The organism is Streptomyces sp. NPDC000229 (assembly GCF_040300825.1).
In the GTDB taxonomy this organism is placed as follows: Bacteria; Actinomycetota; Actinomycetes; order Streptomycetales; family Streptomycetaceae; genus Streptomyces.
The window spans coordinates 1-22,981 of record NZ_JBEPEL010000031.1 but is presented as its reverse complement, the minus strand read 5'-3'; the positions used below and the strand labels follow the sequence as shown (position 1 = coordinate 22,981).

The 22,981-nt window shown below is 69.6% G+C and carries 27 protein-coding genes and 1 pseudogene; 7 read left to right on the top strand and 21 right to left on the bottom strand.

Features of this window, described 5'->3' with window-relative positions; translation table 11 throughout:
• Window positions 1–8: 8 nt before the first annotated feature.
• The 17 genes from ABT360_RS17395 to ABT360_RS17315 all read right to left on the bottom strand — a co-directional run bounded on the left by ABT360_RS17395 (window position 9) and on the right by ABT360_RS17315 (window position 14,207).
• Window positions 9–398: a pilus assembly protein TadG-related protein gene (locus tag ABT360_RS17395; RefSeq protein ID WP_351816457.1), complete on the bottom strand. Its 390-nt coding sequence runs from the start codon at window positions 396–398 to the stop codon at window positions 9–11.
• A 71-nt stretch (window positions 399–469) separates the two neighbouring features.
• Window positions 470–928 (bottom strand): TadE/TadG family type IV pilus assembly protein, encoded by a 459-nt coding sequence (locus ABT360_RS17390; protein ID WP_351816454.1) that lies wholly within the window; start codon window positions 926–928, stop codon window positions 470–472.
• Window positions 925–1,347, bottom strand: a complete 423-nt coding sequence (locus ABT360_RS17385) for a TadE/TadG family type IV pilus assembly protein (RefSeq protein WP_351816451.1) — start codon at window positions 1,345–1,347, stop codon at window positions 925–927. Before ABT360_RS17385 ends, ABT360_RS17390 begins: the two co-directional genes overlap by 4 nt.
• 37 nt (window positions 1,348–1,384) lie before the next feature.
• A complete protein-coding gene (locus ABT360_RS17380) occupies window positions 1,385–1,573 on the bottom strand; it encodes a hypothetical protein (protein WP_351816449.1) in 189 nt (62 codons plus the stop codon).
• A gap of 19 nt (window positions 1,574–1,592) precedes the next feature.
• Window positions 1,593–2,489 (bottom strand): type II secretion system F family protein, encoded by an 897-nt coding sequence (locus ABT360_RS17375; RefSeq protein WP_351816446.1) that lies wholly within the window; start codon window positions 2,487–2,489, stop codon window positions 1,593–1,595.
• Window positions 2,486–3,406, bottom strand: coding sequence for a type II secretion system F family protein (locus ABT360_RS17370; protein ID WP_351816443.1), 921 nt, complete (start codon window positions 3,404–3,406; stop codon window positions 2,486–2,488). The genes ABT360_RS17375 and ABT360_RS17370 overlap by 4 nt, the downstream gene beginning before the upstream one ends.
• Window positions 3,403–4,974, bottom strand: coding sequence for a CpaF family protein (locus ABT360_RS17365; RefSeq protein WP_351816440.1), 1,572 nt, complete (start codon window positions 4,972–4,974; stop codon window positions 3,403–3,405). The genes ABT360_RS17370 and ABT360_RS17365 overlap by 4 nt, the downstream gene beginning before the upstream one ends.
• The gene (locus tag ABT360_RS17360) at window positions 4,967–5,836 is read right to left on the bottom strand and encodes a hypothetical protein (RefSeq protein WP_351816438.1); all 870 of its coding nucleotides are present in this window, start codon (window positions 5,834–5,836) and stop codon (window positions 4,967–4,969) included. The genes ABT360_RS17365 and ABT360_RS17360 overlap by 8 nt, the downstream gene beginning before the upstream one ends.
• A 1-nt stretch (window position 5,837) precedes the next feature.
• Window positions 5,838–6,524: an SAF domain-containing protein gene (locus ABT360_RS17355; RefSeq protein WP_351816435.1), complete on the bottom strand. Its 687-nt coding sequence runs from the start codon at window positions 6,522–6,524 to the stop codon at window positions 5,838–5,840.
• Window positions 6,525–6,556: 32 nt separating this feature from the next.
• The gene (locus ABT360_RS17350; protein WP_351816432.1) at window positions 6,557–7,225 is read right to left on the bottom strand and encodes an ATP/GTP-binding protein; all 669 of its coding nucleotides are present in this window, start codon (window positions 7,223–7,225) and stop codon (window positions 6,557–6,559) included.
• Between the two features lie 212 nt (window positions 7,226–7,437).
• Entirely contained in the window at window positions 7,438–7,833 is a 396-nt protein-coding gene (locus ABT360_RS17345) for a secreted protein/lipoprotein (RefSeq protein ID WP_351816430.1), read from the bottom strand.
• Between the two features lie 631 nt (window positions 7,834–8,464).
• The gene (locus ABT360_RS17340; protein ID WP_351816427.1) at window positions 8,465–9,343 is read right to left on the bottom strand and encodes a glycosyltransferase family 2 protein; all 879 of its coding nucleotides are present in this window, start codon (window positions 9,341–9,343) and stop codon (window positions 8,465–8,467) included.
• A 46-nt stretch (window positions 9,344–9,389) separates the two neighbouring features.
• Window positions 9,390–10,181 (bottom strand): nucleoside phosphorylase, encoded by a 792-nt coding sequence (locus ABT360_RS17335; protein ID WP_351816424.1) that lies wholly within the window; start codon window positions 10,179–10,181, stop codon window positions 9,390–9,392.
• Complete coding sequence (locus ABT360_RS17330) at window positions 10,178–11,980, bottom strand: B12-binding domain-containing radical SAM protein (RefSeq protein ID WP_351816422.1); 1,803 nt, start codon at window positions 11,978–11,980, stop codon at window positions 10,178–10,180. The genes ABT360_RS17335 and ABT360_RS17330 overlap by 4 nt, the downstream gene beginning before the upstream one ends.
• Window positions 11,981–11,994: 14 nt before the next feature.
• Window positions 11,995–13,203, bottom strand: a complete 1,209-nt coding sequence (locus ABT360_RS17325; protein WP_351816419.1) for a DegT/DnrJ/EryC1/StrS family aminotransferase — start codon at window positions 13,201–13,203, stop codon at window positions 11,995–11,997.
• Complete coding sequence (locus ABT360_RS17320) at window positions 13,203–13,709, bottom strand: RpiB/LacA/LacB family sugar-phosphate isomerase (protein WP_351816416.1); 507 nt, start codon at window positions 13,707–13,709, stop codon at window positions 13,203–13,205. Before ABT360_RS17320 ends, ABT360_RS17325 begins: the two co-directional genes overlap by 1 nt.
• A gap of 189 nt (window positions 13,710–13,898) precedes the next feature.
• A complete protein-coding gene (locus ABT360_RS17315; RefSeq protein ID WP_351816413.1) occupies window positions 13,899–14,207 on the bottom strand; it encodes a hypothetical protein in 309 nt (102 codons plus the stop codon).
• Window positions 14,208–14,450: 243 nt separating this feature from the next.
• On the opposite strand from ABT360_RS17315, the gene ABT360_RS17310 reads away from it, so the two are divergent.
• On the top strand, window positions 14,451–15,902 hold the full coding sequence (locus tag ABT360_RS17310) for a helix-turn-helix domain-containing protein (RefSeq protein ID WP_351816410.1): 1,452 nt from the start codon (window positions 14,451–14,453) through the stop codon (window positions 15,900–15,902).
• Between the two features lie 13 nt (window positions 15,903–15,915).
• The gene (locus ABT360_RS17305; protein WP_351816407.1) at window positions 15,916–16,527 is read left to right on the top strand and encodes a 2'-5' RNA ligase family protein; all 612 of its coding nucleotides are present in this window, start codon (window positions 15,916–15,918) and stop codon (window positions 16,525–16,527) included.
• Window positions 16,528–16,739: 212 nt separating this feature from the next.
• Here ABT360_RS17305 and ABT360_RS17300 read toward each other — a convergent pair whose 3' ends face one another.
• Window positions 16,740–17,108 (bottom strand): hypothetical protein, encoded by a 369-nt coding sequence (locus tag ABT360_RS17300; protein ID WP_351816404.1) that lies wholly within the window; start codon window positions 17,106–17,108, stop codon window positions 16,740–16,742.
• Between the two features lie 6 nt (window positions 17,109–17,114).
• Between ABT360_RS17300 and ABT360_RS17295 the strand changes: the two genes are divergently transcribed.
• Window positions 17,115–17,408: a hypothetical protein gene (locus ABT360_RS17295; RefSeq protein ID WP_351816401.1), complete on the top strand. Its 294-nt coding sequence runs from the start codon at window positions 17,115–17,117 to the stop codon at window positions 17,406–17,408.
• Between the two features lie 65 nt (window positions 17,409–17,473).
• Here ABT360_RS17295 and ABT360_RS17290 read toward each other — a convergent pair whose 3' ends face one another.
• The gene (locus tag ABT360_RS17290; RefSeq protein ID WP_351816398.1) at window positions 17,474–18,115 is read right to left on the bottom strand and encodes an NUDIX hydrolase; all 642 of its coding nucleotides are present in this window, start codon (window positions 18,113–18,115) and stop codon (window positions 17,474–17,476) included.
• 181 nt (window positions 18,116–18,296) lie between these two features.
• Between ABT360_RS17290 and ABT360_RS17285 the strand changes: the two are divergent.
• Window positions 18,297–18,407 (top strand): annotated as a pseudogene (locus ABT360_RS17285) (AAA family ATPase); the annotation flags it as partial.
• A 20-nt stretch (window positions 18,408–18,427) separates the two neighbouring features.
• Here ABT360_RS17285 and ABT360_RS17280 read toward each other — a convergent pair.
• Window positions 18,428–19,066: an SMI1/KNR4 family protein gene (locus ABT360_RS17280; protein WP_351816394.1), complete on the bottom strand. Its 639-nt coding sequence runs from the start codon at window positions 19,064–19,066 to the stop codon at window positions 18,428–18,430.
• Window positions 19,067–19,941: 875 nt separating this feature from the next.
• Here ABT360_RS17280 and ABT360_RS17275 point away from each other — a divergent pair.
• Genes ABT360_RS17275 through ABT360_RS17265 form a run of 3 tightly spaced genes read left to right on the top strand, consistent with a single transcriptional unit; the run spans window position 19,942 to window position 22,252 of the window.
• Complete coding sequence (locus ABT360_RS17275; RefSeq protein ID WP_351816391.1) at window positions 19,942–20,943, top strand: DUF6192 family protein; 1,002 nt, start codon at window positions 19,942–19,944, stop codon at window positions 20,941–20,943.
• Between the two features lie 2 nt (window positions 20,944–20,945).
• Entirely contained in the window at window positions 20,946–21,359 is a 414-nt protein-coding gene (locus ABT360_RS17270) for a hypothetical protein (RefSeq protein WP_351816388.1), read from the top strand.
• 32 nt (window positions 21,360–21,391) lie between these two features.
• Complete coding sequence (locus ABT360_RS17265; protein WP_351816386.1) at window positions 21,392–22,252, top strand: IS5 family transposase; 861 nt, start codon at window positions 21,392–21,394, stop codon at window positions 22,250–22,252.
• Window positions 22,253–22,442: 190 nt separating this feature from the next.
• Here ABT360_RS17265 and ABT360_RS17260 read toward each other — a convergent pair whose 3' ends face one another.
• Window positions 22,443–22,838, bottom strand: a complete 396-nt coding sequence (locus ABT360_RS17260) for a hypothetical protein (protein ID WP_351816383.1) — start codon at window positions 22,836–22,838, stop codon at window positions 22,443–22,445.
• Window positions 22,839–22,981 lie beyond the last annotated feature (143 nt).

Sequence of the window (22,981 nt, the reverse complement as noted above, 5' to 3'; positions counted from 1 at the left end):
GGGTGGACTCAGCCTCCAGCGGCTTGGGTCTGCAGGTGTGCTTTCGCGGTGCCGGTCACGCTGATCGTCCCGGCGCCGACGAACTGCGCGAAGTACGTGTCGTAGGTGTCGTTCACGGTGACGGTGAGGCTCTGCCCACCGTCGGTGATCTCCACGCTCCCCTGGACGTTAGCGGCGGCGAGGTAGTCCTGGGCAGCCCCCACGGCGGCGTCCGGGTCGATCGTGATGGCGGTGCCCTCGATCGCCTGCGCGGGGTCGAGCTGCTGGCCTGCGGTGCGTGCCGCCTCCTGCGCGATGGAGGTGGCCCGGTTGGCCGCGTTCAGCGCGCCGCCGCCGTCGACGAGCAGACCCATCACCATCAGGATCGCCAGTGTGGACAGCGCGAAGAACAGGGACATCGAGCCGCGGTCTCGGCGGCGTCTGGTCAGTGCCTCACGCCGGCGCGCCAGGAATCGGCGGGTTGGTGTGTTCACTGGCGCCCCCGGTAGGTGTCGATCGGGCTGGTCCACGACGCAGTGAGGGTCTTGGATCCGGGCAGGCCTGGCAGCCCGATGTCGGACAGGTTCGCCGTGCAGGCGATCGTCGCGGTTACGTTCGCCTCCACCCCGATGTCGAGGGCGTAGCCGGAGGTGTCGACCACGACGCTGGAGGTCTGACACGTGATGCCCTCGCCCTCAAGGCTGCGGTTGGCCGCGACCTGCGCCTCGGCCTGCGCGCTCCCGGCGTCCCTTTCGAGCGAGGCCGCGCGGGCCGCCGCACGGGCCGCGGCGTCCACGGCGCCGTCGGCGTCCGTCACCCGCCCGAACGCGATCATCAGCAACAGCAACCCGATCATCACCGGAGCGAGGATCGCTGTCTCCAGCGCGTACGAGCCGCGGTCGCGGCGCAGCGCCCGTACCAGCCGCTGCAGGTAGGTTCGGGCCCTCATGGGGTGGTCCAGCGTTCGATCGGTGCGTCGGCGTACTGGACGACGTCCAGCGTCAGGCCGGGGACCAAAGTGGCGACGTGGCCGCGCACGGTGATGCGGATCTCCTGGTCGGTGCTGCCGGCCGACGACACGCTCGCCCCCTGGACGCTGCCGCCGAACCGGGTGAGGAAGGTCTGCGCCTGCGCGATGCCGTCGGCCTCGCTGGCGCCGAACTGCCGCCCGGCCTCGACGCCCTGGCGGGCGGCGGACTGGGCGACCTTGCGGGCGTGGTAGTACAGGCCGACCTGGATGGCGGTGAAGATCAGGGCGAGCACGACGACGGCCAAGACCGCGAACTCCACACTGCCGAAGCCACGGTCTCCCCGCAGCTGGCGACGGCGGATGAAGCCTCGCGAGCCCCTCAGCATCCGTGCTCTCACGCCTGTGTCCTCCCCTCGTCCGGTGTTCCGGTGCGGCTCAGCCCCCGTTGATGATGCCGATCTTCTCCATGAGCTTGGTGCGGATGGCGAGCACCAGCAGGCCGGCACCGACCAGCAGCGCGCCAGCGATCAGGGCCAGCTCGGTGGAGGTCTGTCCGGCGTCCTTGCCGGCCTTGAGTGCTTCGAAGCGGCCGCGGATCCACACGGTCAGGGTTTGGATGTCCATGGGTGATTCCCCCTTTGGTTCAGCTTCCGAGGATGGTGATCGTGATGGGGATCATCACGAAGACGAGCATGAGGATGACGCCGGCGGTGACCGGCAGGATCATCGCGGCGCTCGCCGCGTTGGCCTGGGCCTTGGCGTCGGACAGCAGCGCGATGCGCAACTGGCGGGCCTGGGCCTGGAGGGTGGTGTAGACGGCCGCGCCGTCGCCGGCGAGGGCGAGGGTGTCGGCTGGGCGGGTCAGCTCGGGGATGTCGAGTTCGTCGCCGAGCTGCTTCAGCGCGTCCCAGACGGTGACGCCGGCGAGGTCGGCCTGGTGGAAGACCTGCCGCATGCGCACGAAGATGAATGAGTTGCCGACTTCTGCGGTCTGGGTCAGGGCCTGGGCGGCACCGGAGTTGGCGATGCGGGCGAGTGCGACGCGTTCCAGGTAGGAGGCGGCGGCGTGCCGCACGACCAGGCGGGCGGCGGCCGCGTCGCGGGCGACTTCCTTTCCGGGCCAGAACCAGAACAGGCCGGCCATGCCCAGGGAGACGAGCGCCGGGAGCGCGAAGGGCAGTGGGCTGCCGGCCAGGGCGAGCAGGGCCTGGAGCAGCTGCGGGAGCAGCAGTCCGTACAGGGCGAACAGGAACCTCTTGCCGAGGTGTTCGGCCGGGCTGATGCCGAGGAGGTTCAAGTCCTTGGTGCGCAGCGTGATGCGGCCGCCGAGCTCGCCGAGCAGTCGCACCCCGACGCGCTCAGGGAGGGTGCCGGTGGTCTTGGGTGCGGCCGATGGCAGGAGGGGGCCGCTGGTCTTGGCGACGTCCAGGCGGTCGAGTACGGAGGTGAGGTCGCGGCGGGCGGGCATCAGCGCGCGGACGGCCAGGCCGATCAGGGCGCCGGCGGCGGCCGCGGGCAGTACGGCCTCCATCGGGATCATCGGGTGCCTCCCGTCATGGTGAGCTGGGCGTTCGCGGGCAGCGGTTCGATGAGGCGGGGGTCGGGCTGGGTGCGGGCAATCTTGCGGAGCCATCGGAGCGTGTACGCGAAGGCGCCGCCGAGGACGGCGAGGACGATCTGCCCGAGCGGGGACTGGTACCAGCCGGACCAGGCGTCATTGAGCATGCAGCCGACGACGACCACGCAGATGACCATGGACACCATGCGGGAGCTCTTGCGGACTTTGGCGCGGTCGGCCTCGATGTCGCGGGCGTCGGCGGCCTGCTGGTGGATGGTGACCGCCAGGGCCTCGAGCGCGTCGGCGAGGCCGGGGCCCTTGTAGACGGCGTGGGACTGGAACAGCAGCACGACGTGGTCGCTCACGCCGTCGGCGAGTTCGTCGGCGAACAGCGCGAAGGCGTCCTCGGCTTCCATGCCGGAGCGCAGCCGGTCGGCGAGCGCGCGCACGTTGGGCGCGATCGGCGTGGGGGCTGCCTTGGCGGAGGCCTGGATGGTCTGGGGCAGGCTGATGCCGGCCTGGTGGACGCCGGCGAGGTGGTTGAGCCACTGCCCGAGTGCCTCGAGGCGTTCGATGCGGGCCTGGGCGGCGGTGCCCGGGTTGAGGACGTAAGGCAGGCCGAGGACCGCGGCTCCGGCAAGGATGCCGTGGACGGGCCAGCCGGTCCAGGCCCACACCACGAGCGTCACGATGCCTGCGGTGGTGACCAGGTGGCGCCAGCGGCGCTGCCACTTCTCCGGCAGCTCCGCCTTCGCCAGCTGGATCCGGCCGGTCATCCGGGACTTCGGCTTCGTTGGGTCGGGTACGCGGCCGCGGATCTCCCGAACGGCGGCCACGAGCGCGATGACGGCGAGGACGGCGCAGCAGGCGGCGACGAGGGCGAGCTGGGAGGTGTTCATCGCGCGGGCCTCACCGTCTGCAGCGGCCCCATCCAGGCGCCGAATGGACTGTCGGTGAGCCACTCGCGGCGCAGCTGGCCGGTGCGCTCCAGGTCCTCGATGAAGGTCGGCATGTTCTTGTAGACGGCGCGGATCTCGGTGCCCTGGGGTGCGAACAGCTCGGTGGTGACGGGGCGGCCGCCTTCGCCGACGACGTCGTGGACCTCGTAGATGTGGGAGACGAACCGGTGCTTGCGGCCGCCGATCGCGGTCTCGTCCAGGTAGGTGAGGTAGACGACGACGTCGATGGCGGATGCGATCAGGTGGTGGGCGGCCTCGGTCTGCATTCCGGCCTCGGTGCACAGCTGGACCAGGCGGCTGATGATGGCGTGCGGCCGGCGCACGTGCAGGGTGCACATGGAGCCGGAACCGCCGGCGGACATGGCCTGCAGCATCGGCACGATCTCGGTGGAGCGGACCTCGCCGACGATGACGCGGGTGGCGTTGTAGCGCAGCGCCGTGGCGAACATGTCGGAGATGGTGACCTCACCGGCCCGCTCGCCACCGCGGACTTCGCCGTTGGACTGCCGTGCCTCGAACGCATATGTGAGCGGCCCGGGCTTGGGGCCCGGCTCGTCCAGGTAGAGCTCGCGGTCCGACTCCAGGGTGACCAGCCGCTCCGAGGGCGGGACCTCGCGGCCGAGCGCGCGCAGCAGGCTGGTCTTGCCGGCGCCCATGTCGCCGACGACCAGGATGTTCATCTTGGCGTGCACGCATGCGGTCAGGAACCGCTCCAGCATCGGGTTGATGGAGCCCCACTGCACGAGTTCGGCGATGCCGTGCTGCCGGATCCGGTGCCGCCGGATGACGACGGACGGGCGGGTGGTGAGCAGGCTGGCGGTGACGCGGGAGCCGTCGGGCATGCGAAAGCCCACCATGGGGGTGGCCTGGGTCAGGGCGCGCTCGCCGTGACCGGACAGGCGGGCCATCCGGTTGACCCAGGTGATCAGTTCTTCGTGGCTGTCGGCGACCTTCTCGATCGTCTGCCTCGGCCGGTCGTGGTATTCGACGTAGGCGCGCAGCCCGTCGACCATCACGTCCTCGACGCCGTCCTGGTCGAGCAGCGCCTGCAGCCGCCCGCCCCGGTACATGGAGTCGAAGACCGCGGTGCCGATCGCCGCTTCCTGCTCTGCGGTGAGCGGGGTGTTGCCCTGGGCATACTTGGTGGCCCAGTCCGCGACCGCGTTCCTGACCAGGCGCTTGGCGAGTGCCCGGCGGTCGGCCTCTTCCAGGAGCTTGTCGGGGTCCTCGGCGCTGAGCTGCTTGGACACCAGCGCCTGCAGGTCCTCGATGACGTCCCAGGGCACCGGGATCTCTCCCGGCAGGCCGGCCAGCCGCGGGATGTCCGCGGCACCGCTCGCGCCGGCCGGGACGGCGGCGGGAGCGGCCGGCGTCGCGGGGGCGGCCAGCACTGGTGCCGCAGCGGGGCGGCGCTGGCCGATGCGCCCGGCGAGCAGGCCGGCGATGTCGTCGCGGCCCATCGGCGCCGGCTGGCCGTTGACGCCAGGGCGCTGCTGGGTGTCAGCCACGGGATCCTCCCCTCTCGCTCAGGCGCTGCAGCACGCCGGCCAGCTGGGGGTTGGACGGGCGGGGAGGGTACTGCTGCTGAATGTGGCGGCGAGACGCGGCCGCTTCAATGTGCTCGGTGGCGGTACGGGCATGGCGCAGCAGGGGGCTGCGGCCGTAGCCGCGCGGCGGGCGCCCGCCAGAGGTGAAGTAGGTCGCGGTGCCGGGATCGAAGGGCAGGGCGGCCAGGACAGGGATCTTGAGGGCCTCGGCGACCTGGTGTGCGCGGTAGGGGCCGTCCTCGATGAGGAGCAGCCCGAGTGCGTCGGATCCGCTGCCGCGTTCGGCCAGCTCGGTACGCAGCGGGTCGATGACGTGCCGGGCCAGGGCCAGGGACTGCTCGGTCCCGCGGACGGCGAGGAGGACCAGGTCGGCCTGATGCAGCAGCGGCGCGGGCGTGAGCGTGGTGTGCAGACGCCCGGATTCCAGCGCGAGTCGGCCGGCGTCGATGAAGACGTCGTAGTGGGCCTCATCGGCCAGGACGTGCATGACCTCCGACAGCGCCGGCCACGTCCGGCCCAAAGCGGCGGCCTGGGCTGGATCGGTCAGCCCGGGCAGCAGCTTGCGGTGGCCGGCCTCGTCCATCGGCCACAGGTGGGAGGCGAAGGCCTGGGCGAGGGCGTCCGGTCCGGTGCGCTCGGCGGCCGCCAGGTGGTAGAGGCCGAAGCCGGCTCCGACTTCGCCTTGGAGGAAGCCGGCCCTTATGGTGCCGCCGGCCGGGTCACACTCGGCGAGCAGGCTGGGCCGTTTCGAGGCCAGGGTGAGCGCGAGGGCGGTGGTGGTAACGCCGCAGGACTTCGCGGAGACGAGTGCGGTGACGGGCATGTCAGCTGCTCCGCGGTTCGCGCACGATGGCGATGCGGCCCTGGGCTGCGCGGGTGGCGAGCAGGGGTCCGTCGGTGGGGGCCACGGCGAGGTTGACCACGACGTTGCCGGAAGCGTCCGGGCGGGAGACGGTGACCACAACAGCGCTGATGGTCGACGGCGGCGCCTCAGCATCCTTTCCGGTGGTCTGCTCGCCCTGGGCAGGCGTGGTGACGGCGAGGACCTTGTCGCCGGGGGCGAGGGTGCCGGCCGGGGCTTGGCCGCGCTTGACCTGGACTCCGACCTGCTGCTTGTCGTCGCCCAGGCCGGTGCCCTCGGCGAGCTGGGACGTGGTCAGCAAGCCGCCCTTGCGAAGGTCCACTGCGGGCCGCTTGCCGACCATGGAGGCCTTCTGCGAGGCAGGCACAGGAGTGAGGGCAGAGTCGGCGCTCACCTCGGCGACGGTCAGATCCGCCGCGGTCAGGGCCTGGCCGGCCGGGACGTCGCGGGCGATGGCCAGGACCTTGGTGCGGTCGCTGGCCGAGGTGACGGCCGCGGCAGCTCCAAGGCCGGCCAGGACGGCCAGGACGATGCACAGCGCGGCGACCGACCAGCGGCGCTCCCGCTTGACCGGGGCCGTGGTGGTGATGGGGACCTCGGGGCGTGCCGGAGCGGCCGGGCGCGGCACCGGCGGCGCGGGGGTTTCCATGCGGGGTGTGCCTCTCGAAGTGCTGAGCGAAGTTAGTTGAGGACCTGGACCTCGGCGACGGTGATGTCCACGGCGCTGTCGCGGACTTCGGTGAGCTGGCCGGTCGGTCCGCTGGTCGCTACCCAGTCGATCGTCCAGGTGGACGTCGCGGTCACGTGGAACGTGCCGGTGCCAGTGGTCGACGAAGGAACGTTGTACCGGTGGCCGCAGTCCGGCGACGGCTTCTTGCCGTACTCGGCCTTGTAGGGGGTGCCAGCGGTGGTGCAGGTGACCGTCTTGCCATCACCCATGTTCCACACGATCTTCGTCACCTTGGCGGTGGCGGTGACGGTGACGCCGCCAGCGGATGCGCTCGCCACGTTGGGGCCGTAGGTTTCGGGGCCCTTCTCAGTCCACATGTAAACAGGCATCCCGACCACGCCCTTGCCGCCCGGCTTCGGCGTGATGCCAATCTCCGGGCCGCGTAGCAGCATCTTGTCCACCGCTTGCTGAGCAAGCACTGCCAGGTCCACCACTTGCTCTGGCGGATCCTGCGCCCAGAACACGAGACCTACGGTGTCGTCCGTGGCGACTCCTGCGCCGGAGTCGGCGCAGGTGTTGACGTAGACAGCACCGTCCCCCGGCTCGTGTCCCTCCCACAGCTCGCTGCCAGCCGGGGGTTGTGGCTCGAGTTTCCTGACCGCGCAGGCGCGGTCAGGCATAGCTCCTCCGTTCGGCTTACTTGACTTGCCATCGTCCGCTCCGGGGGCGCTGCCGCTGCCGGGCCGGTTTCCGCCCGTGGTTCCTGGGGCTGTCACTTCGACACAAATGAAGTCGTTCTCGCAGCCCTTCGCGCCTCCGCCGCCATCAGCGACGGCGGGGCCTGAGGCCAGCAGGGCGAGGGTGATCGCTCCCGTGACTACGGTGAGGTGCCTCAGCATGGCCGGCCCTTCTGAGGCTCGTCCTTGATGACCTTCCAGCCGTCGGGCCACCGTTCAATCGTCGCGACGCTGATGTACTTGGTGAGGCGGTCGGTCGGCAGCGGGACCGGCCGCTTGGTTTCCTTGTTGATCACGCTCCACTGGGACACGTCCAGACAACTGGACACCGTCGCATTGGGGATCTTCCTGTTCAGGTCCAGCTTGGTCACGGTGGGGTCCTGTACGTCCACGGTCCCTGTGAAGACGTTGCCGGATGTCTTCATCCGCTCGGTGTCGACCTGGGTCCTCACCAGGGCGGGGCCAGCGGCGTATTTCTTGATGCCGTCGGTAACCTCGGCCTTCGCGTAGACGCCCTCCATCTCGTCCCAGTACTGCCTGTAGGTGGCCACGGCTTGAGCCTTGGCCGTTTCTGCGGGATCAGCAGACTTCGCGGGCTGACTTGCCGAAGCTGAGGGGGTTGGCGAATTGACCGTTGGCTTGCTGGCTGGGGTGTCATTGGCGCCACAGGCGGCGATCCCCACCAGGGCACAGCCAGCGCCCAGCAGTCCTGCATAGCGCCGGCCGTTTCGTTCGCGAAGCAGTGCTTGAACTGATCGTGTCGACATTGCCACTACGCCTCCCCGAGCGTCATCTGTGGGTGTCCGTCGACCTGTGGCGTACTGCACACGGTGATGGCCCCGTAGCTGCCCCAGCTGCCTCAAGTAGCTGGTACGTGCCCATACGTTACGCAAAGTTCCGCCAAGGGCCCAGTACGTTACAGCGGTTGGGGATCATAAGGCGGCTGCAAACCGTCACAATTCCGCACAGCCGATGCCCGCAATCGCGTGCTACTGATTCGGCACTTCCGCCTTCGATGGGTGTCGACCATTCGGAAGTAGCAATGCACATCGGCACTGGGAGCCCAAATCAAGGCGTGGTGAGGAATGGCGTACGAGCCGCCAAAAAAGTCCAAACGACCGGTTTCTGTCGAGGGGCGACAAAGAATGGCCGGGCAGCAGATGACTCGAGCGCCTTCGTACCCTAGAACACGGGGGGGCGTCCGGCTCGGGTCAGCCGGGCCACTGTGCTCCAACTCATCGGGGACCGTTGCCCCTGCCCTCCGCGCAAACCCTCGCGGAAACCGTCCAGGGAGGCCCGCAGCGCGGCACGGTCCCGGAACCTGGCCAGCGTCAGCACAGCGAAAGCGGCAAGATTCACCGGCACGAGCACGCGGGGCAGGTTCCGGCGAGCCAGCCAGACGCGGTTACGGGCGTTGAGCTGGTAGAACCGCGTGTGCCGGGCTGGGTTGGTCGCCGGGTGGTGCACCACGATGTCGGGCAGGTAGCGGCCGGTGCCGCCCTGGTTCCACAGCCGCCAGGCCAGGTCGATGCCCTCGTGGAACAGGAAGAAGTGGCCGGGCCAGCCGCCAGCGGCGTCGAAAGCCGAGCGGCGGACCATGACGACCCCTTCAGCCATGACGGTCACGGTGCCGGGTCGGGTTGGGTCGGCGGCCCGCAGCCGGGGCACCCACCGGCGCAGCGTGGCCCCGGTGTCGGGGTCTGCGATGCGCGGCTGGGCGTAGGCGAGGCCCGGCTCGCCTACGAGGGCGGCGGCGAGCCGGGCCAGGGCACTGGTGTCGGGGAGGTGGGCGTCGTTGTCGAAGAAGAACAGGTACTCGCCCTGAACGTTCGCGGCTCCGACGTTGCGGCCCTCGGGGATGCCGACGTTCTCCGGCAGGGTGACCGTGCGCACCCCGGCCGGCACCTGCTCGGGGGTGCAGCCGTTGCCGACGACGATTACGTCCAGGTCGACGCCTTCCTGAGCGAGGAGCGACGCCATGGCCCGAGGGAACTCCTCGGGCCGGTCGTTCATCGTCAGGACCACGGCGCCGACGGACGAGCGGGATGCGCCAGTGCTCACGGGGATGGGTCCTTTGCCTTCACGCCACCTGGGGGGACGACCAACCTTAGCCGGACGGCCTGGTCTGGGCGGCTGCACTGAGGGCGCTCAGGGCGGCCTCCAGGGCAGTCGAGAGGGCCGTGTGGGTCTCAGCCCGGTCCTGGCGTGGTCGGCGCTCTGCGAGGGAGTCAGCGACCGCGAAGACGGCCGCCGCGTCGACGCCACGGCGCTCGGCTACGGCGAACACCCCCGCGGCTTCCATGTCGGCTGTCAGGACACCGAGCCTGCCGTACCGGGTGACCTCAGCGGCTGTTTCCCGGTACGGGGCGTCCGTGGTCCACCCCGAGCCCCGGCGCACAGTGACCCCCCGGCCGCGCAGTGCCTCGGCGAGACGTTCGCTCAGGCCCTTGGACGGCCGGACGCGCGAGCCGGGCGGCAGGTAGTGGTGTGAGACCCCTTCGTCACGCAGAGCGTTGTCGCACACCACCAGCTCGCCGGCCTGAAGCTCGGTCCGCAGGGAGGCGGCCGTGCCCACGGTGATGACGCGGCGCACGCCGAGCGCGATGAGCTGTTCCAGCACCAGGGCGGCCGCCGGTGCCCCGAGGCCGAAGCCGCCGCACACCGCGAGCCAGCGCCCCCGGCGCTCCAACACGAGCAGGTCCCCGCGGACCCAGTTCAGGCGGCTGCTGCGGTGGGCGGTGCCCGCCTGGTCCAGCACACGCCGCTGGTAGGTCAGGACCACGCCGTCGAGACCGGCGAGCGTTGCGGCGGGCTGCCACGTGCGCACGTAGTCGGCGTGCTCGCCCGGGTCGGTGGCTGCTGGGAGGGCGTGCTTGCCGGGGTGCAGTGGGAAGTTCATGGGCGGGTCTCCCGCTCGGTGAGGGCGGTCGCGAACTGCTGCTCGGCCTCGCCGTTGATGTGGTTGACCACGTGCCAGGGCAGGACGATGTCATCCATGTGCCGCAGGTGGCGGTCGTAGGCAAGGCCGCGCTTGCGCATCGCGGTCACCAGCTCATCCTTGGTGATCGTGCGCAGGTCAGTCCCGGCGTCGTAGAGGTCTTCCAGGACGTGCCCGATGCGCCGGTCGCCGCGCGAGCAGACGACCTCCAGGTGCATCCGGCTCGCGCCGAACTGCTCGACCCGGTAATGCTGCGCGTACTCCTCGTCCCCGACGAGCTCGCGCAGCCGTGCGGCGACCTCGTCTCCGTAGCCCTGCACATCGTCCGGATCGGCCATGCGGAGGCGCTGGCTGAGCGTGCCGGGCTTAGGCATGAACTGGTGGAGCTTGACGATCACCGCCCCGTCCGGGTGACCGAGCCGCTGGCGGACGTCGAGCGCATAGTCGGCGATGGCCAAGCGGTCTTCGGGCCGCTCGCCGGGTGCGCCGATGATGAAGTACAGCATCACCGTGTTGACGTGCTCGCTCTGCCGGCACAGGTCGATGGCCTTGTTGACGCGCTCGCGCGGCTGCGTCTTGCCGTAGAGGGCGACCAGGTCCGGGGCGGCCCACTCGGGGGCGATGGTGATAATGCCGCGCGCTTGGGTGAGGTTGAGTTCGGTATACAGGTGGCCGAAGTCGCCGAGTTCGGTGACGGCTTGCAGGTAGTCGGCGCTGATCTCGTCGGCGCGGATGGAGCCGATGATCGTGGTGACCTTCTCTCCCTGGTCAGCCGCGCGGTCGGCGTAGGCGCGGATGTGGTCCAGCAGCTCGGCCCGGTACTTGTACTGGGTGAACGTCGGCGCGCTGATGATGATCTTGCGGACGTTGTGGGCTTCGAGCCGGTCGACGTAGTCCTTGAGCAGGTCGAGCGGTGCTTGCCGGAACGGAGGGATGCCGAGGTTGCAGAACCCGCAGGTGTGGCGGCAGCCGAGGACCGGGTACAGGCCAGCGGCGGTGCCGTCAGTGACGGGGTAACAGAAGTGCGCCGGGTGCAGGCAGCCGACGGTGAGGTACTGGGCGTGGACCCGGGCCGGGACGGTGAGCCGGGCGGGCCGGATGTCGGAGACGCCGCCGCCGGGCAAGAAGTCGCACTCGTACATGGACGGCACGTATAGGCCGGGGACGCGGGCGATCTCCTCGTGCAGCGACGTGCGGCTGGCAGGCTTCTCGCGGTGGGCGTGCACGATCCGCAGCAACTCGGGTAGCGAGCGTTCGGCTTCGCCGATGGCGACGACGTCGAGGTAGTCGGCCAACGGCTCCGGGTCTGCCAGGCCGCTGTTCCCGCCCACCACCAGCGGGTGCACACCCGGCACCCGGTCGGCTGTGCGGCGCGGGATGCCTGCGAGGTCAAGGAGGCGGAGCACGCTGTGCAGGTCTCCGGAGTTGATGACGGAGATGCCGATAACGTCGGCCTGGGCGACCGGTTGCGCCGATTCGATGCTGCGGTACGGCTCCCCGCCCGGGGTGGTGAGCTGGTTGCCGTCGCGCACCAGGCAGTCGTACTGGATGGCCCGCTCGGCGACGGCCGGGATCTCCGGGGAGCGGTTGATCAGGTCTCGCAGGGCCATGGGCCCGTTGCACATCAGGCTGTAGGCGTGCCCGAACGGCATGAGGAACACCACGCGCAGCAGCCCGGCCGGGTCCTTCGGCTCGTAGGGGTCGGCGAGCGGGATCTCTCGGGCGTGGATGCCGTCGATCTCGCGCTGGAGCTGGGACATACGGTCTTGTCCTCTCAATCGGTGGCGTGGCGGGTGGCGGCGACGTCGGCGGTGGCCTGCCGGATGGCGTCGCAGATCGCGGCCTCATCCGCCTGGTCGATGCGCGGGTGAAGGAGCGGGCACAGCAGGCGGGCAGCGAGCTGTTCGGCGCGCGGGCAGCGCTGGCCGGCCGTGTGCTCGCGGATGAGGCCGTGGCCGAAGTAGGTCACCGGGTCGCTGACGATGGACCCGACGCCGTACTGGTCGGCGAGGGTGTTCATCAGCTCCGCCCGGCCGCCGCCGGCCCAGTCCTCGGGGACGAGGAGGTTGTGCCGGTAGTACAGGTGGCGGCCGCCGTCCAGCGTCGGCGGCAGCGTCAGCTCAGCAACGTCCATGAGGGCACAGGTGCGGTCGTGGGCGCGGGCGATGCGGGCACTATTCATCTCGTCCAGGCGGGCGAGCTGGACCAGGCCCACTGCGGCCTGCACCTTGGACATCATCTGGTTGGTGCCCCAGTGGTCCCGGCCGCCGTATGCGCGCAGCCACCGCAGCCGTTCGGCAAGTGCCGGGTCGTGGGTGGTGACCATGCCGCCCTGGCCGAAGGTGGTCATGAGCTTCTTCGACTCGAAGCTGAACACGGTGGCCCAGCCCTCCGCGCCGACCCGCGCGCCGGACGGGTACCGGCCGCCGCAGGCCCGTGCGGCGTCCACGATGACGACCGGTGGCCCGTGCACCGGGTGGGGGTGGGCGGCGGCCAGCTCGAGAAACGGGCGCAGGTCGGCCACAGCCCCGTTCCAGTGGGTGAGGAGGATCGCCCGCGTCCGGGGCGTGAGCACCCGTTCGGTGTCGGCTGCATCCAGGCCGAGGGTGACCGGCTCGGGCTCGGCGAGGATGAGGTGACCGCCCTGCCCGATGACGGCGATGTGCGGGCCGACGAAGTTCAGCGCGCACGAGATCACCTCGTCCCCCGGCGTGAGCTTCAGGTAGCGCAGCACCATCTCCATGGCAGTGCCGCCGGAGTTGAAGGCCACGGCGTGCCGGGCCCCGGTGTGGCCGGCGAACGCGGCCTCGAAGGCGTCGGTGTAGGGCAGAGCCTTCCAGCCGGTGCGCCAGTCGTCGGACTCGTCCAGCACCTTGGCCAGGGCCTCGTGCTCGGCGGTGGTGTACCAACCGCCCTGGGCCGGTTCGACCGGCCAGCGCAGCCGATCGACGCGGGCGGGCACGGTGTCGGGGTTCGTCGGCATCAGCGGCTCCCGCCCATCGCCCGGGCGGGCTGGACGGGCAGGCCTTCGAAGGTCCGGATCGCCTCGACCTTTAGGGCCGCCCGTGAGGCGGGGTCGAAGCGGTGGGTGAGCCACTGCACGGTGAGCTGGCGGACGGCGGCCAGGCCGATGACGCCTGCGCCGAACGTGAGGACCTGGGCGTCGTTCGACTCGACCGATGCCCGCACCGAGAGAGCGTCGTGGGCGGTCACCGCGCGGACGCCGGGCACCTTGTTCGCGGTGATGGCCATACCCAGCCCGGTGTGGCATACCAGCAGCGCGCGGTCCGCCTCGCCGTCGGCGACAAGCAGGGCGGCCGCGAACGCGATGTGCGGGTAGCTGGCCCGGGTATGGTCGTCGACCCCGACGTCCCGGACCTCGGCGACCAGCTCGCTTGCTCGAAGATCGGCGGTCAGCGTGTCCTTGTAGAGGCGGCCCGCGTCGTCGGAGCCGACGACGATGCGCAGCCGGTTGGGTGTCGCGCTCATGCGCGTCCTTCCTTCGGGGTCGGGTCAGCGGGGGACTGCGGCCGGTCACCGCAGCGGCCGTCATCAGGCTCGGTGTCGTGCACGGCCATGTCGGGACGGGAGGCAGGCGCCGACGGCGCGGCGGCCTGGGCGATGCGAGGGGTGAGGATCACGGCGGGCGGCATGAGCCCGAGCAGGCCCAGGACCCGGTCATCGGATCAACGTGATGTTGCGGGGGTCGGTGGACCACTCGATGTCGTTGTCGCCTTTGATGTAGGCGAGTCGTACGAAGCGGTGGCCGTGAGGCGGGGTGGCAACCTTGTCGCGGACAACCGCGGTGAGCATGCCCTCGGCGCCGGAAGCGATGTCCCTGACCAGGCTTCCGACGTCAGGGTGGTCCTCGTGCCCCAGGGACCCGAGCTCCGTGTTCTCTGCCCTGGTGAGGGGGCGGCCACCGCGCGGAGCCGTGCTTGTGGCGACGGGTTCGAGGGTTGCGTCGGTGGTGCGGAACGGTCGCATGGCAGGCCCCAAGCTTGGTGGTTTTGTGTGCACCTCACGGTGGCAATGGGGCGCCTTGTGCGTCACGGGCAGCCCAGCCCAACTTCGTTGGACAACAGCCCGTGCCTTCCACCTGCGGTGACGGTGATGGAAGGCACCGCTTTGTGGACGCGGACGCGCTGCGCGCCTGCGTCGAAGGAGGCTTCGGGGCGGCCGGCGGTGGATACGGTGACCGCGAGGTCTGCCGCGCAGGGAGCTAAGCCGATGGGGTTCAAGCACGAGCTGGAACAGCTGAGATCGCAGATGGCCGCCGTCGGGTGCGGCCAGGCAGACATCGCCATCGAGCTGCGTGTCCGGTACCGGATGCGGCCGCGTGAAGCGTGGCGGCATGCCCACGGGTGGTCGCTGCAGCAGGTCGCCGACCGCATCAACCACCTCGGCGCCAGCCGGCCGGGGGAAGCGGTTGCGGCGGATGCCTCGCTCGTCGGCAAGTGGGAGAAGTGGCCCGCCAGAAGCGGGCGCAGGCCCTCGCTGACCGTCCTCATGCTGATGGCGGAGGTCTACGGCTGCGACACGGCAGCGCTGATCGATGTGGAGGACCGCCAGGCCCTGCGGCCGGGCGAAGTACAGCTGCTCACCGCTGCCCAGCCTGAAACCACGACCTCTCCGGCAGGGCCTCCGGCGCCGCCAGTTGCGCCGGGGCCCGAAGGTTCCGAACTCGTGCGCCAAGTGGCTGAGGAGTCCGCTGCCTGGGCCCAGTGGGCGGAGACGTCCAATGTGGGCGATCTCGCCCTGGAACAGCTCATGGCCGACGTACGGGAAGTGGCGCGCGACTACCTCACTGACGACCCGCACACGGTGTTCAAACGCACCGTGCGGCACCGCGACCGGGTCTTCAAGCTCTTGGAGGGCCGCCAGCACCCGCGGCAGTCCGCCAACCTGTACGCGGCGGCCGGGCACCTGTGCGGGCTGCTGGCGTGGATGTCCTCCGACCTCGGCCGGCTCGCCCACGCTGAGACCCAGGGTCGAACCGCCTGGCTGTGCGCCGAACTGTCCGGCGACACCGATCTGCGCGCCTGGGTGCTGTCCACTCGCTCGAAGATCGCGTTCTGGGACGGACGGCTACGTGACGCCATCACCCATGCTCGGCACGGCACCGACTACCGCCCGGGCGGCACCGTTGGTGTCCTCCTGGCCTGCCAGGAAGCCGACGCCTGGGCACAGCTCGGCGCCCGCCGCGAGGCCGAAGCCGCCCTGGTACGCGCCGCCGAGGCCCGCGCTGCGGTCTCCAGCGCCGACGATGTCGCCGGGCTGTTCTCCTGTCCGGAGCTCCGTCAGGCCAACTACGCGGCGGCCGTGCATCTGCGCCTGGGCGATCCGTCGGCCTCGCTGCGCGAGGTCGAGATGGCGCTTTCCGCGCAGCCCGCGTACTCCTACGGCACCGCAGCGCAGATGCACATCGCGCAGGCCGCCGCCCATCTCGCTCTGCGCAGCGTGGACGGAGTCGCCGAAGCGCTACGGCCGGTCCTCGCGCTGCCGCCGGAACAGCGTCTCGCACCGGTCACGAACCGGCTGCGTGAACTGGCCGCGGCCATCGCCCGCTCCCCCGCCGCTGGCACCCGAGCAGCAGCTGGGCTCCAGGACGGCATCGAGCAGTGGTGCCTTCAGTCGCTGCCGCGCACCCTCGCCCTCTCGCCCGGGGACTGCGCTCAGTGATTGGATCGTCACCATGACAATTTCGATGGCGAACCACTGGTGGTGGCGGCCCGGTTGGCGAGAAGGCCGCACCTTCTACACCTGGCATCTGACCTTCCGTGACGCCCCCGACGTCCACCGCCTCGCCGCCACCTACCGCCACGCCCTCGCCGATGTCCCCGGCCTCGACCTCGTACCGGACCAGTGGCTCCACCTCACGATGCAGGGCCTCGGATTCACCGACGAGGTCCCCGACGAGGACGTCAACGCGATCGTCGATGCTGCCACCTCACGCCTCGCCCACAGCGGCGCCTTCGACCTGACGCTGCACCGGCCCGCGATCACCCCCGAGGCGATCCGGTGGGAAGCCCAGCCAGCTGAGCCTGCGGCCGCCGTACGAACGGCCATACGCCACGCCATCGGCGACGTCTGGAGGAACGTGCCCGAGGAACCGGACGGGTTCGCCCCGCACGTGTCCATCGCCTACAGCAACAGCAAAGGCCCCGCCGAACCCGTCCAGCAGGCCCTCGACTCCGTCGACACGGTCCCCGCGACCGCACGCGTCCGCGCAGTCGAGCTCATCGTCCTGGGCCGCGACCGGCAGATGTACGAATGGGACACCCACACCCGGATCTCCCTTAGCTGAACAACCGCAGCATGACCACAGCGGCGAAGACGCCGACCCAGCAGACGCCACGAGCCCGGGCGGCTGGCCTCTGTCCGCGAGTCCCGCGGACGGGGCCGGCCGTTCGTCCGCTGGCGACCCCGCCAGCTCGCCGGCCCGCTGCACGAGCGCCCCGCCCAGCTCCTGGATGGGGCGGCGATCTCGGCAAGATCACGGCGCGAGGCGCCGGACGGTCAACGGGGCGGGAGACGGATGCCCTGGTACCTGGGGCCGAGTCCGACCTCGCGACGACGTCGGGTCGGCTGGCCGCCGGCGGCCTGCCGGAGCTGCCTGGCCTGCTCGCGCATGGTTTCGATGCCCAGGTCCAGCAAGAGAGCGGTGGTGGCATCGGTGGCGGGAGCCAGGAGGCGGGGGGCCTTGGGGCTGGTACGGGCCAGGGCGTCGAGGAGGATGTCGATGGCGTCCACGGCATCGGCGACGGCTTCGGCAGACCAGAGGCCATTTTCGGCTGCCTCCGCCAGTCGGCACGCGTCGTCCGCGAGCGCGTCGGCGAGCTGCCGTACGCGCTCGGCGGCCGCGGAGGGGGCATCTGGGGCAATCACTCCCTCATGATCCTCCCTTCGAACGGATGGCCGCCGCCCGGACCGCCGGAACCTCCCTACGCCCGGATCGTCGCCCTCGACCTGGTGGCTGGCGCCGAGATGCACCTCAAGCGCGGCGCCATCGAGCAGGCATGCGTCATTTGGCACCAGGCGCTCGACCATATGGACGGGGTACGGTCGGTCCGCACCCGCAAAGCCGTCAGCCGCATGCGCGCTGATCTCGCACGCTTCCGCGCACGCGGCCTCCGATGCGCGGCCGAACTCGATCAGCGCGCCCGCGAGGTCCTCACCGGAACCTGACGGCGGTCCGCAGCAGCTTGTGACCGCAGGCAACGCCATCGGCCTACGGCCAATGCCCCTGGGCGTCACTCAGGTGGCACCCCGGGGCCCGTCGTGTAACGGCGTACAACCGGCTCCAGGTAGTCCGCGTGTGGCCCATCCAAGTCCGCAAGGTCGGATGGAGAACTCACCAGGGCGATTCGGTCCAGCTCGGGGTCGCGCCCGTGAGCCCTCTCGGCTGCCGTCACCGCCTCGAAGTTGTCACGCAGTACCGCTGCTGGCAGACGCGGGGCGAGATAGACCAGCCCGATGCTCCGGTTCTCGCCGCGGGTGACCACCCACAGGGCCAGTTCCTCGGGTGGAAGGTCGACGCCGGTCTCCTCGACCAGCTCCCGTGCGGCATTACGCCTCAACGCGGTCTCGTCGAGCGTCTCGTATTCCGTCGGCGGCTCCACGGATCCGCCAGGCATCTGCCACCGGCCCGGAGCGGCCGTGGATGACGACATCCTCACCGCCATCACACGCCCGTCATCCGTCGGCTGTACGACGTTCACGAACAGCGACGGCAGCCACGAGGTGCTTCCTGGGACCCGACGCAGAGCGTAGTGCCGGTACGTCACCCGCGCCCAGTGCAGGACGAGACTGTGCGGCCCCTCCCACTCCACCCGCGCGCAGGCCACCACCGGCCCGTCGAAAAGTGTGGGATTCGCCTTCACCGCCGACTCCACACTCGGTCCCTGGCTTCCAAGTCCTCAGGTGAGAGCTCGGGCGCCTCGGCCTCCGCCAGGCGAAGACGGTGAACGTCGAAGAGATCAACGTTCGGCAAAGGCAGTGTCTTGGTCACCGGTTCATCGTAGAGCTGCCCGGTCGCCGCGCGACGACGTGCACGTCGTCGAAGCCGTTGCGGATCTCGCGACGGCCGTCCTCCTGCATCACTGCAAGGCCGTCTCGATCAACAGCCCGAGCAATCGGCTGAAGAATCGGCTCGCCGCCATCGAACGCGACGCCAGCGCTGCGTGATCAACCACACCAAGCGGGGGTCAGGCCACCGCCCACGGCTCAGCACGCCAGCCGGGCAGCTCTTTGTCCAGCCATTCCTCGACGGTCTGCCGCCAAGGGTCAGTGGAATCACCGTCGGCTACATCGGCCCAGGTGTCAGCCGCCATGTCCGGGTCGACGACGAGCATGTCGAGGTAGTCGTCGAAGCCGTCAGCAACCTTTGTGAAGACCCCAGTCGACAGGTATCCGGGGTGAGGGACGCCGCAGACGAAGGCGTGGACCTGGTCGTGGGTGGCGGGGTTCAGGTCAAGGAACAGGGTGTCGCTGCCGCCGTTGCGGGCGATCGGGAGAAGGCCAGCCAGCGAGACATCACCGGCGAGCCGCCCATCACGGCTGCGGCGGTATTCGCCGAGCAAGGTGCCCCAGCCATATTCGCCGTCGTCGTCCCGGCCGAGCTGAGAGAGATCGTCAAAGCTCTGGAACGGCTCCGGCTCACAAGCCGGCAGACGGACTGAGTACGGAAAGCTCACCCCACCCGCTGCCTCGAGGAACGAGCGATACGAGGAGGGCAGAGGCAGCTCGACCTCCCGTTCGAGACGTGAAAGCTCACTGGTCTCGAACGGCCTGAACGGCCCCACGACCAGGCGGCCCCGATACCAGCGCGACAACTCCTCAAACACAGTCAGATTGTCGCACCCCGTAGTAACCCGAGATCTTCCAAGCCCCCATGTTGCTGGACATCGGGCTAAGCACGTGCATCCGTACCTGATCGAGCACTCCAATGCGTACGCGAACAGGAGCCCTGCCATGGATAAATTCGTGGGACGGAGTGAAATCCATCTGATGAGCCTCATCGTGATGCTCTGAGGGCTGAACGGCTGGGCCACGCGGGTGAAACACGTAAGTACCCGCACGGAAGCGCACGTTGTATCGGTGCTTTAAGGCCTTAAAAGACCCATGTGAGTTTTGGTGGTACCCACTGGGTAGGTGTTTTTGATCCCTGGCCGTGAGGTGGGAACGGCTGGATGATCTGTGGTGTGGGGGTTGGTGGGACGGCTCGGCGGTATTGCCGGGAGTGTGGCGATCCGCTGCCGCAGTCGATGGTGACGGAGGCGGTGTTCTGCTCGGGTCGGTGCAGGTCACGGCGGTGGCGGAGGCTTCAGCGGACCCGGCAGCGGGTGGCTGCGATGCAGCGGGGAGAGCAGGCGGAGTGCCCGATGTGCGGGCGTTCGTGGACGGTCGGGGTGGAGCGGTCGAAGGCGGCGGTGTACTGCTCGGACCGTTGCCGGGTGCGGGCCTGCCGCCGGCGGCAGGCGTCACGGAACGGCGTTACGGAAACGCCATAGCCGAACGCCTCGCGAACACCTCGAACACCCCTTGTTTGCAGGTTGGTTGGGAGCGATTCGCGAGCGCTTCGAGCGCCCCCGGCTCACGCCCTGCCCCGGCGTGTCGCGCGCGCGTCACGGTGGACAGTGACCGGGGCCGGCACCCCTTTGACCGGTCACGTCGTGGCGGCCGGGCCGGACCCGGGCAAGGGCGGTGGTCTTCATGACTGATGTGTCCGACCGGGAACGTCACCCGGCAGCGTTACGAACAGCTCGTCGCCCAGGCCAAGGAACTGATCGCGCAGATCGCCCGCGCGCAATTTGCCCTGGGTGACATGGCGTTGGAGATCGAGCCGATGAGGGCGGTGGGCGGGTCGATGCCGAACGGCACGGACGACCTGTTCACCGTCACGGAGTCGTTGCAGATGTTCGCGGACGACATCGGCGTCGAACGCCGGACGGTGGAGGACTGGCGATACACCGCCAACCGCTGGCCGGAAAAGCGCCGCAAAGAGGGCGTGTCGTTCACCGTTCACCGCATCCTCGCGTCGGTCGTGGACGAGGACGAGCGGTGGGCGGCGATCGGGGACGCGCCGTTCAACCCGCGCACGGGGGCGAGGCAGTGGACGCCGGACGGCGCGAAGCGGGTCGTCGGCCAGCGCGTCGACCGGCCGGTCACGGTCGATGAGAAGGTCCAGGCCGTGGCCGACCTGACCCGGGACGACGAGGTCGCCGCCCAGGTCGCCACCGACCTGCTGAAGCGGCCTGCGGTCACCGAGCACGTCACCCCAGCCGAACGGGTGCGGGTCGTCACGGAGCTGACCAGGGACGACACCATCGCCCAGCAGGTGACCACCGACCTGCTGCGCCGCCCGGACGTCGCCCGGAAGACGATGCGCGACGACACCACACGGATGCTCGTCAACCGCGCCCAGTTCGACAACTCCAACGAGACACGCGACCGGATCAGGGAGCGCACCCCGGCCGTCCGGAAGATCGAGCACACCATCGAATACCTCGACCTGGTCGGCTCCTGCCACAGCTTCGTGGCCACCCTGGGCCGCCTGGTCCCGCAGCTTCGCGGGCAGGAGTTCACCGATGACGAGCGCGAGACCGTCCGCCGGCAGATCGGCCGGGTCCGCGCGGCGGCGGACTGGCTCGAAGGAGCCCTCGACAACGGTGAGTTCACCCTGGACGAGCACCTGGTCCAGCTGCTCAAAGGCGAGGAGTAGCCGTGCCGCGACGCCGGGAGGCCCGGCCGCTGGCCGAGCATTACGGCGACCTGGTCCGCGTCGCCCTGATGGAAGCACGCCCTGCGGGCCTGCACACCTACCAGCTCATGGCCGCCACCCGTCTGACCCGCTCGCAGGTCGGCCGGGGCATCCGGCACGTCCGGGACGTCGTCGCTGCGGAGAACCTGACGCCGATCACCTGGACACGGCGGGATGGGTTCATGTTCTCCGACGACCCTGCGGACTGGATCGAGTACGACAAGCGGCAGTTCCGGCAACTCCTCGGCCGGCTCACCCGGGTGATCACGGGCACGCTCGATCCGCACCTGGCCCGCTACCCCGACGACGAATGGGCCCAGCTCGCCACCGCCCAGCTCACCGGCGTCCGCGCCACCCTCGCCCAGCTCTCCAAATAGCCCCCGCCGCCGATCACCCTGCCGAGCCCGCCATGCCCGCTGCTTCCCGTCGCCGCCGGTACCCGTCCGACACCTCCGTCGCCGAATGGGCACTTCTGGAACCCCTGCTTCCCATCCCGGCCTGCCAGACCAAGACCGGCGGTCATCCGGAGAAGTGGCCGCGGCGGGAGATCGTCGACGGCATCCGCTACATCGTCGACAACGGCGCGAAGTGGCGGGCTCTGCCTGCGGACTTTCCCCCGTGGGAGACGGTTTACGGGTTCTTCTGGAGGTGGAACCGGGCCGGGGTCGTCACCTACATCCGTGATCAGCTCCGCCGCCGGATCCGTACCGACAAGGGCCGCTGCCCTAACCCGGTGACACTGATCGTGGACTCCCAGTCGGTAAAGGGTGCTTCGACCGTCGGCCGGAACAGCCGCGGCTACGACGCCGCGAAAAAGATCAATGGCCGCAAGCGACATATCACCGTTGACACGCTCGGCCTGCCCGTAATGATCACGGTGACGTCCGCCGACATCCAGGACCGCGACGCCGCCCGCGACGTCTTCTGGCGCCTACGCCTCACTCAGCCGCAGATCACCCAGGTCTGGGCCGACCGCGGCTACGCCGGCGAACTCGTGAACTGGGCCCGACAACGCCTCTGGCTCACCCTGCGCATCATCTCCCGGCCCAAGGGCACCAAGGGGTTCGTCGTCCTGCCCCGCCGCTGGAAAGTCGAACGCACGATCGGCTGGTGCATGAACGCCCGCCGCAACGCGCGCGACTACGAGCGCCTGCCCCAGCATTCCGAAGCCCACTTGAACTGGGCACTCATCACCATGATGACCAGGCGCCTGACCCGCAAAAGCCCCCGCACAGATAATTGGACGAAGAAGACCGCACCGACTGGCTGAACTGGACGGGCAAAGCTCTGTCGAATGACTGGTGGGCGTGTGACGGTGGGAGGTTTTTCAGCGATGGGCCACCGCGGTGAGACGTCGCAGAAGCCCTGAGCTGCGGGGCGGAACCGCTAGGACCGGTCCCGCCCCGCCTGGATCACCCGCTTGTCCGCAGCAGCTCACGCGCGGCGGGCGCTGTTCTGGCTCACTTGCAGGTCAGATCCTCCGGAGCGCTGTAGTCGACGTACCGGTACTGGCCGTCGCGCAAGGTCCAGTACACCGTGCGCAGCTTGTCGCCCCCGCGCTCGGCGGTGGAGTAAGTGTCGCCGTCCTTGGACCACTTCCAGACCCCGGAGTTTTCGTCGCTCGCCACGTGGTTGACGAGCCCGTCCCTCCAGTTGGAAGCGTTCGGCTTCTGGTTGTACAGCCCGTACCAGTCATAGTGCGTGCGGTAGGAGCCGTCGTAGCCGATGCGGACCTGACCGCCCTCGCACTCGGGCGGAGCGACGGTGATGTCGGCCGCGTTCGCCGCGGTAGAACCCATCAGGGAGGCCCCGGCGAGCGCGAGAGTCGCACAGGCCAGGGAAAGGGTCTTGCGCATTCTTCCTCCGGTCATCGTGGGGAAATGGCAATTCAAAAATAATCCCCCACACCTAATTAGTCATTTACTCGAACGGGCGAATATCTCCTGTCTTTTGATTGTGTTCCAGCAGCGCCCCTCGCAGGGGTGGGGCACCGAGAAGC